This is a genomic window from Coleofasciculus sp. (assembly GCF_046539235.1).
GTDB lineage: Bacteria > Cyanobacteriota > Cyanobacteriia > Cyanobacteriales > Coleofasciculaceae > Coleofasciculus.
In genome coordinates, this window is record NZ_JBKHHI010000293.1 from 1 (window position 1) to 8,585 (window position 8,585).

Sequence of the window (8,585 nt, forward strand, 5' to 3'; positions counted from 1 at the left end):
CCGTTAAAACGGGTTGACAAACTTCCTCAGTAAGCTAAATTACTTGATGTTTAAGCTTCATCTACTTAAAGCCCTGAACTAAAGTTCGGGCTAAAAGCTAAAACCCGTTAAAACGGGTTGACAAACTTCCTCAGTAAGCTAAATTACTTGATGTTTAAGTTCTGTAAATTTATTTGCTGGCGTCCGATTTGGCAACATTCCGCTTAAGTCAGTGACATTCAAATTAGGACATGTAGGTACATTTTTGGGGACATATTCAATTTTTTAAACTGGTATTTATAGGAGACAAGTCATCATGACAATCACATCCAAGAAAATGACGCTTGAGGAGTATCTAAACTATAACGACGGGACAGATACTCAGTATGAACTGGTTAATGGAGAATTAATCGTTATGCCACCAGAAAGCGATTTAAATCAGCGCATTGTCATGTTTTTACTGAGCCATTTTCTCCAACAAGGAATCCCCTCGTATCGCTTAAGAATTGGGGCGGAAATTGTAGTGAGTGGTTCACGAGCAACAACGCGCTTACCCGATTTAATCGTGCTTTCTGAGGAACTGGCAACAGCGTTAGAGGGGGCAAGTCGGTCTACAATAATGATTGATATGCCTCCGCCTCAGTTAGTGGTTGAGGTGGTGTCACCGGGACGAGAAAATGCAGACCGAGATTATCGGTACAAACGTTCTGAATATGCAGCGCGGGGGATTGCTGAATATTGGATTGTTGACCCAATACAACAACAAGTTACGGTGCTAGAGTGGGTAGAAGGGCTTTATGAGGAGCGGGTTTTTCAGGGTAATCAGCAGATTATCTCACCGATGCTACCGGATTTGGATTTGACGAGTGAAAGAGTGATTAATGCTGGAGGTTGATATTAATTCACCTGTTCAGGTTGTTCTTATTCATTTATTAGCTTTAGGATACTGCTGGTGAATTTGGAAAACCTAACCCCCCAGCCCCCTTCCCAACCCCCCTCGTTCCCCCCTGCGAGGAGGGAGGACAGAGGATGCTTCGCTTTTTTTTCACGGAAGGGGGAGCCGGAAAGCCCCTAAAAAAAGAAATATATTCCGCTTCCCTCTCCTTGTAGGAGAGGGCTAGGGAGAGGTCGGAGAAAGGTTTTGGGAGGGGTCTGATCCCTCAGTTAGTTGACCAACAGTATCCTGTAGAGGCGGGTTAAGGTACAAACCTTTGCTAGACTACGATTACATCATTTCCCAACCCGCTCAACTCGATTCCGTGAGTTCTGTGATACTTTTCTCTCCTTTGTCCTCGTCTCTCCACTTCCAGATATACTCTCAACCAAGATAGTAATGGGTGAATTAAGGCAAAAGTTAGCAACAATGTCACCAGAAAGGCAACGCTATGCCTTAGAAACCCTACCGACTCATTTTGGAGAAGCCAGACAGTTTCAGCGATTGTATCGTTTGCTAACCGATTTTGATTTTATCGAAGCTAAATTAGATGCCTTGGGCGTGCAGGCGCTGATTCAGGATTATGAATTCGTGGGAAATATTACTCCCTGTCCGTTCCAGGAAAAGCCAGGAGACGAACTCCCCGCCCCAGCCAAAACCCTCACCTTAATTGAGGAAACGATTCGGTTATCAGCGCATATCTTAGCCGCCGACAAAACCCAACTAGCCGGACAATTATTAGGGCGGTTAATGGCGTTTGAATTGCCAGAGATTCAGGCACTATTGGCACAAGCTAAACCACAGAACCAGCCCTGGTTACGTCCTTTAACCTCTAGCTTAATGCCGCCAGGTACACCATTACGGCGTACTCTCACTGGTCATAGCGGAGTGGTAAATGCTGTGGCAGTGACACCAGATGGCAAACTAGTGGTTTCCGGTGCTGAGGATTACACTCTCAAAGTATGGGAGCTAGAAACGGGAATGGAGCTTTTCAGTCTCCATGGTCATACGGGGATAGTCGAAGCTGTGACAGTAACACCGGATGGCAAGTGGGTAATTTCTGGTTCAGTGGATAAAACTCTCAAGATATGGGATTTGGAAACTAAAAAGGAACTTTTTCCCCTAAAAGGTCATACTATGTCGGTAGACACTGTAATGGTGACACCAGATGGCAAGTGCGTTATTTCTGGCTCATCTGATAAGACTATTAAAGTTTGGAATCTGGAAACTGAAGAGGAAGTTTTCACCCTAATAGGTCATACAGATAGGGTAGCAGCTTTAGCCGTGACACCAGATGGTAAGCAGGTGATTTCTTCATCAGCTGACAACACGCTAAAAATATGGAATCTGGCAACTGGCAAAGAATTATTAACACTCAATGGTCATACAAAATGGGTTGAATCTGTAGCCGTGACACCAGATGGTAAGCGGATAATTTCTGGTTCGTATGACGAAACTATCAAAATTTGGGATCTAGAAACAGCAAGAGAAGTTCTTACTATCAGAGGTCATAACGATTCAGTAGAATCCGTGGCAGTGACTCCTGATGGTAAGCGCTTGATTGCTAGTTCACGTATCATTATCAAAGTCTGGGATTTAGAGACAGGAAAAGAGCTTTTACCGCTCATCGGTCATAGCGACTGGGTAGGAACTGTAGCAGTAACGCCCGATGGCAGGCAGGTGATTTCTGGTTCATATGACGAAACTATCAAAATTTGGAATCTTGAATCAGAACGAGAATTTTTTCCTTTAAAAGGTCATACTGATTCGATAAATGATTTGGCAGTGACACCGGACAGCAAGCACGCGATTTCGGCTTCAGAAGATAACACTCTCAAGGTCTGGAATTTAGAAACATCAGAATCAATTTTCACCCTAAAAGGTCATACTGATCCGGTAAAGGCTTTGGCAGTAACACCAGACAGTAAACAAGTGATCTCTGGTTCATGGGACAAAACAATTCGAGTGTGGAATCTAAAAAGGGGAAAGGAAGTGTTCTGTCTAAAAGGATCTAATCGTTCAGTAGAATCTTTAGTGGTGACTCCGGATGGTAAAAATATAATTTCTGCTTCCTATGATGGAGTTATTCGCGTCTGGAGTCTGAAAGCTAGAAAACAAATATTTATCCTGAAAAGTCAAACAAGATTAATAAATCCTGTAGCCGTTACACCGAACGGCAAAGGGTTAATTACTGGGTCAGTTGCCAATAATATTAAATTTTGGACTATTAAAAAAGTCGGAAATGTCAAAACAGCAAAGGAGATTTTTACTCTAGAAGGACATACTGGTTCAGTAGAATATTTGGTAGTAACACCAGACAACAAACAAGTGATTTCCGCTTCCTGGGATCACAGTATCAAAATCTGGAATTTGGAAAGTGGAGAGGAACTTTTCACTCTAGAAGGTCATACCGGATTTGTAAATGCTGTAGCAGTCACACCGGATGGCAAACAGGTAATTTCTGTTTCAAATGATAAAACGCTCAAAGTCTGGGATTTGGAGACTAGGAAGATTGTTGCCAGTTTTAAGGGAGATGGTGAGTTACTTGCTTGTGCTGTTGCACCTGATGGGATCACAATTGTTGCAGGTGAGGCATCAGGGCGGCTACATTTTCTGCGGTTAGAAAATAGCAGCGAATTGGGTAGCGGATGTAACGGATAAGCCAATTTTGAGCGATTGCCTGATTGCAGATTAGATCAGCCAAACAAAGATTATCAAACACCGTCTCTACACCTGCCGATCGCGGTATAATATGTTCAAACTCAAAAGTTGTGGCAGTAATGTTACAAAGAAACGACCAGGCTGAATTAAACATTACCGCATAATAGTTGTTCAGCCGTAAGTTCGAGGCGAGGAAATATCCCCGATTGAATCAAATCGCTGCCCACAAACTCCACCACGTCATACCAACCTTCGACTAACGTGAGAACTGTGACTTTAGCATTTAGAGGATCAACAATCCAATATTCAGGAATATCCAAAACGCTATATTCGGCTCGTTTTGCACGATAGTCGGTGCTTTTCGTCGATTCGCTGACGACTTCAACAACGAGTAGAGGTGGGGGTTCATTTAATTCAATAACGGCTTCGCGATTTTGCAGGTTACGCCACTGTTCTAGAGGAATCACGACGACATCGGGAATACGAACGGTATCCCATCGACCAGCGCGGGGAGAACGCACACCGACGACTCCAGCCAAGGCTGTCCATTCTTGTCCTATTTGAGCGCATTGGTTATCAAAGGTGCGTTCCAAGAATTTTAAAATGGCTCCATGTTTTCCAGTACCCAAGCTCATCGGGACTAGCTCTCCATTAACCAGTTCATAGCAAGTGTCTGTCCCGTCGTCATACTTCAAGTATTCTTCAAGAGTCAGGCGGTTAGTGGTTGTGATCATGGCAGGTTGGGGAAGAGTATACCAGGTGGCGGTCAACGATCGCAGCTATAGCAGTGGGCAAATAACTGGGGATAAGAGACGTTGCATGCAACGTCTCTACTAAATTCTGATGCTGCTATTCAAATTTAGATGGTAATTGCTGTACCATCAAACTTAGTCAGCGAGAAACAGCTATCTTCGTTATACGTCAGCTTTTGCTCCTGCAAAATTCCGATCGCGATCGCTTCTCCTAATTTTACCGATTCGGTGTAGTCTGTCCGCCAGTGTACACCTGCCATATTGCGACCAATGGAAATATTTGCCGCTACCTTATTCAACTCACCGCCTACGGTGAGAACCTCTGTACCGGGTCCACCATAAGGAATGTAAGACACCAACTCCGTCCCCTCTTTATTCGGCACCACTGGCTTGGGTATCACATAAGACTCATCAAACCACGCCTTCAATATCGTTACACAAGCCCCCGCCACTGTCGCATGTCCCGCACCGTAAGCCGGATGGGTGGGTGATCCTTCCGGAAACACTTGCGGTAGCAGATAATTACCATTCTTATCAAATATCTCTTTGAGTGCTTGGGAATTGAGAATCTCTGGATGAATTGGATACTCCGCCCGTCCCGTCATAAGATTGTGAATCAGTCCACCAAAGGCTTCAGGGCGCAGCCGCCGATGCACAAACCATTTTTGATACCAAACCGCTTTTAAGGCTCGTGTCGCCACTTCTGTGACTAAACTGAGGATATGCGGTCCACCAAACGTACCAAACCCCTCCTGATTGTCTGATTTTTCTTTACGAAAACGGGATGCCACCTGATGCGATCGCTCACAAAAATATGTATTATGTATAAGGATAAAGTATTAACTGTTTTAATGCCGTAATAGGGACGCACCTACGTAGTCGGACTGGCGGGAAACTGCTAAATCCAGGTGAACTCCCCCCGTTTTGGTAGAAGATCTCCTGTTTCTAACCCGGTCAGTTCATGGGCAGCAATACCCGGTGTAGCTGAGGAAGAATTCAGGAATCCGAGAAATGCCACAGCCCCCATTCCTCCTATTCCCCGTTCCCTGATTCCTCCCCTCACCACAATACTTATTCAGTAACCCCTAAGCTAAAATCACGCATCATTTTCTTAATCTCTATGTTGTGCATTTCCTCCTGACCAATTTGACCACGGGCAAATTCTTCGAGATAGATGGAAGCATCTTCCACGATATCCAGAAGGTCTTTATAGAGATCTAATGCTTTTTTCTCATGATTAAGGCTTTCCTGCAAAATATCCTGCACAGAATGTTGGTAAGTTTCCTCGATGGGCGCAATCTTTTGGCTGGGATGACCTTCTAAGCCTGTGATAATTTCTCCCACCTGTTGAGCGTGGAGTAGAGACTCACTAGCCTGTGCCTTGAAAAAGTTGACAATGGGAATTCGGTTCGGACCAATGATCATCAAGGAGTAATGAGTGTAACGCACGACACCAGCCAACTCAAACTCCATAATGGTGTTGAGTACGTCAATGGTCTTTTTCAGGTCAAGTTCTTTCATCATGTTGAGGTTGCGGTATGTAGATTCACTGAGATCTGTTTTAGTTTATCTTTAAAAGACTCTAACAAATCAGCCAATCTACAACAGTTGCTAGAGAACATTTCCCAACCTCGGTAAGGGGAGATGGGGGAGATGGGGAAGCTTGTAGAGACTCCTCATGCTACGTCTGGGAGATGGGGAAGCAAGATGCTCCCGTTACGGCGAACCGCTTATTGTTGGGCATTATTCAAGTTCGCCCCGTCTAAGTTAGCTCCCGCCATATCTGTTCCTGCGATAGTAGCGTTGTTCAGATTGGCATTGTTTAAATCGGTATTGCTCAGGTTCGCGCCTTCTAGGTTAGCACCGTCTAGGTTGGCTCCTGCCAAATTCGCTCCCGCTAAATCTGCCCCTTTGAGATTAACGCCATTTAGATTAGCACTTTCTAGGTTAGAATGACTCAGATTTGCGCCTTCGAGATTGGCTCCTGCCAAATTCGCATTGGCTAAATCGGCATTGGTACAATCGGCACCTGTGAGATTTTTGCCACTCAAATCAGCGCCGTTGAGGGTCAAACCTGCACATTTGAAGTTACTGGGTGCGATATTGGCATCACTAACTGTAGTGGGCGGGGATATCGTCTCTTCTGTCTGGGCTGGCTGACTGACGGCGGCGTTGGTTACACTATTTCTCTGTAACAACCATCCAGCTAAGCCGAGGGCGATAAGTACGGGAAGTGCGATCGCGACCCCCATAACTAAAGGTTTACCACGTTTAGCTTTTCGGAGTTGAGCTTCAGCTTGGATGTTTTCTAGCTCAATCTGATGAATCGCCTCTTCCATAAACTCTGATGGAATTTGGGCTTCGGTTCCAGCATCGATTAGCTCTTGTACCGAATAGCTTTGGTTGTGCTGGGCATAGAGTTGAGCAGCTCGCGTCAAAACGTCTTGGGCTTGCTCTTCTGGAATTCGATGGTTTTGCAGTTTCATAGGAGAGTTAGCGTGAGTACAATGAGCAATTTCCAGATAAGGTGGCTGGTTCCGAGAAACGGAGAATAAATCGTCGTTAACGGTTTCAGCGTCTGGCGCAATTGAACGGCGATAAAATTTATAAGCAGACAACCTGAAGCTAGGTTGAATGCTTATTTAAATTTAGGCGGGAGTGGTTACTCTTACTATTGAGCATAGCTTGATGTTGAAAAAATTGAAGGGGTTGAGGCGTATTTTTGAGGAAAAATGGTAAAATTTTACTGTCTGCTTAAAAATGAATCGGTTAGTTAAAGCGTTGATAAAGAAAATCTGGATTCGGGATTAGTCAAATTTAGCGGTTGGGATTAGGGCGGGTTTGGTTGCTTGTTAATCCCTCAACTCGCCTCTCCGTCGTCTTTGGCATGCGATCGCGTATCGGTTACACTTTGAATACCCATAATTACAGTGAGGGGGAGATGGGGTGAGGGTGAGATGGAGGGAAGTTTTTATTATTGGTGATTTGCCGGACATCATATCATCGGGGAAAAAGCCATGAATATCCGTATTGGTAACGGTTACGATATCCATAAACTGGGAAACGGACGCCCTTTAATTCTGGGGGGTGTAAACATTCCTCACGAATTGGGATTGCTAGGACATAGTGATGCAGATGTCCTCACCCATGCGATTATGGATGCGATGCTAGGTGCATTAAGTCTCGGCGATATAGGTCACTATTTTCCCCCCACCGACCCAAAATGGGCAGGAGCGGATAGTATAGAGTTATTGAGTCAGGTGAATCAGTTAGTGCGATCGCAGGGTTGGCAGATTAGCAATATTGACTCCGTAATTGTGGCTGAACGTCCCAAGCTCAAGCCTCACATCAAAACCATGGGCGATCGGATCAGCATGACTCTCGACTTACAACCTGATCAAATTGGGATTAAAGCCACCACGAATGAAAAATTAGGCCCCGTGGGGCGGGAAGAAGGTATAGCGGCTTATGCTGTAGCGTTATTAGTTAAAGAGTATTAGCTCTTGGTCGAAAATTAATAAACTCAAAGTTCCCCTTTTTTAGGGGGATATAAACTGAACAGAGCAAGTCATAAACGGATGCAACAACAACTTGGCTGAACCGATATAACTTGTCCCCAGGCAAGTTTTGAGCTGTGGATTAAAGGCGACGCTTACACCATCTTTGTTGACAGGGTATGGAACAGGCGATTGCGCGGAGCGCAGAAGGGAGGCAATCGCACGATTCAATTAACCCAAACAGAACAGGCGATCTTGGTAGGGGCGACCCACCTGCATTAATGAATAACCCCAATCCATTCAATTGGATCGGGTCGCCCAAAACTTAATCAACAAAGCAATACCTTAACACGACCCCTCCCCTTCAAGGGGAGGGAACGACAGCGGCACGTTTCACGTTTCACGTTTAAGGACTGGCTATAGGAAATCGAGCGAGGAGTTGCTCACGGGATACCTGAGATAATTCCAAGAGGTATTGGCTTAACTGTTGGGGAGGTAATGCTAATAAAGAAGTGACCCGTGCGGTGAGTTGCTCATCCAATTCTCCAAATCGAATTTTCAGCAAATTTTCGACAATGAAATGCTGTGCCTGTTGAATGGCTGATTCACTGTTTTCCAGTTGAGATAAATGTAAGAGAAATGGAGTTAATTGCTGAGGGGGTAATTCCGATAAAGGAGTGATTAAAGCAGCGAGGGTGGGAGTCAATTGTCCCAGACGAGTCTGGAGGAGGTTTTCGATAATCAGCCGTTGTCCTTGTTGTA

7 protein-coding genes and 2 pseudogenes are annotated in these 8,585 nt (G+C 44.9%); 3 read left to right on the forward strand and 6 right to left on the reverse strand.

The genetic code is table 11. From position 1 onward, the window contains the following. Positions 1–295: 295 nt before the first annotated feature. Entirely contained in the window at positions 296–874 is a 579-nt protein-coding gene (locus ACLFWI_RS21590) for a Uma2 family endonuclease (protein ID WP_446414625.1), read from the forward strand. Positions 875–1,342: 468 nt separating this feature from the next. Then, a complete protein-coding gene (locus tag ACLFWI_RS21595) occupies positions 1,343–3,574 on the forward strand; it encodes a beta-propeller domain-containing protein (RefSeq protein ID WP_446414626.1) in 2,232 nt (743 codons plus the stop codon). On the opposite strand, the gene ACLFWI_RS21600 is transcribed toward ACLFWI_RS21595, so the two are convergent. From ACLFWI_RS21600 to ACLFWI_RS21620, 5 genes and pseudogenes are all read right to left on the reverse strand, one after another. Beyond that, entirely contained in the window at positions 3,486–3,728 is a 243-nt protein-coding gene (locus tag ACLFWI_RS21600) for an HNH endonuclease (protein WP_446414627.1), read from the reverse strand. The two genes, ACLFWI_RS21595 and ACLFWI_RS21600, sit on opposite strands and share 89 nt — an antisense overlap. Continuing rightward, positions 3,721–4,308 carry a Uma2 family endonuclease gene (locus ACLFWI_RS21605; protein WP_446414628.1) on the reverse strand — a complete coding sequence of 196 codons (588 nt, stop codon included), beginning with the start codon at positions 4,306–4,308 and terminating at the stop codon, positions 3,721–3,723. Before ACLFWI_RS21605 ends, ACLFWI_RS21600 begins: the two co-directional genes overlap by 8 nt. 125 nt (positions 4,309–4,433) lie before the next feature. Beyond that, a pseudogene (locus tag ACLFWI_RS21610) lies at positions 4,434–5,090 on the reverse strand (vanadium-dependent haloperoxidase); the annotation flags it as partial. Positions 5,091–5,397: 307 nt separating this feature from the next. Further along, on the reverse strand, positions 5,398–5,847 hold the full coding sequence (locus ACLFWI_RS21615) for a ferritin-like domain-containing protein (protein ID WP_446346311.1): 450 nt from the start codon (positions 5,845–5,847) through the stop codon (positions 5,398–5,400). 209 nt (positions 5,848–6,056) lie between these two features. Then, positions 6,057–6,944 carry a pentapeptide repeat-containing protein gene (locus ACLFWI_RS21620; RefSeq protein ID WP_446414629.1) on the reverse strand — a complete coding sequence of 296 codons (888 nt, stop codon included), beginning with the start codon at positions 6,942–6,944 and terminating at the stop codon, positions 6,057–6,059. A 399-nt stretch (positions 6,945–7,343) separates the two neighbouring features. Here ACLFWI_RS21620 and ispF point away from each other — a divergent pair, with 399 nt between their 5' ends. Further along, positions 7,344–7,826 carry a 2-C-methyl-D-erythritol 2,4-cyclodiphosphate synthase gene (gene ispF / locus ACLFWI_RS21625; RefSeq protein WP_446414630.1) on the forward strand — a complete coding sequence of 161 codons (483 nt, stop codon included), beginning with the start codon at positions 7,344–7,346 and terminating at the stop codon, positions 7,824–7,826. A gap of 403 nt (positions 7,827–8,229) precedes the next feature. On the opposite strand, the pseudogene ACLFWI_RS21630 reads toward ispF, so the two are convergent. Continuing rightward, a pseudogene (locus tag ACLFWI_RS21630) lies at positions 8,230–8,585 on the reverse strand (flagellar assembly protein H); the annotation flags it as partial.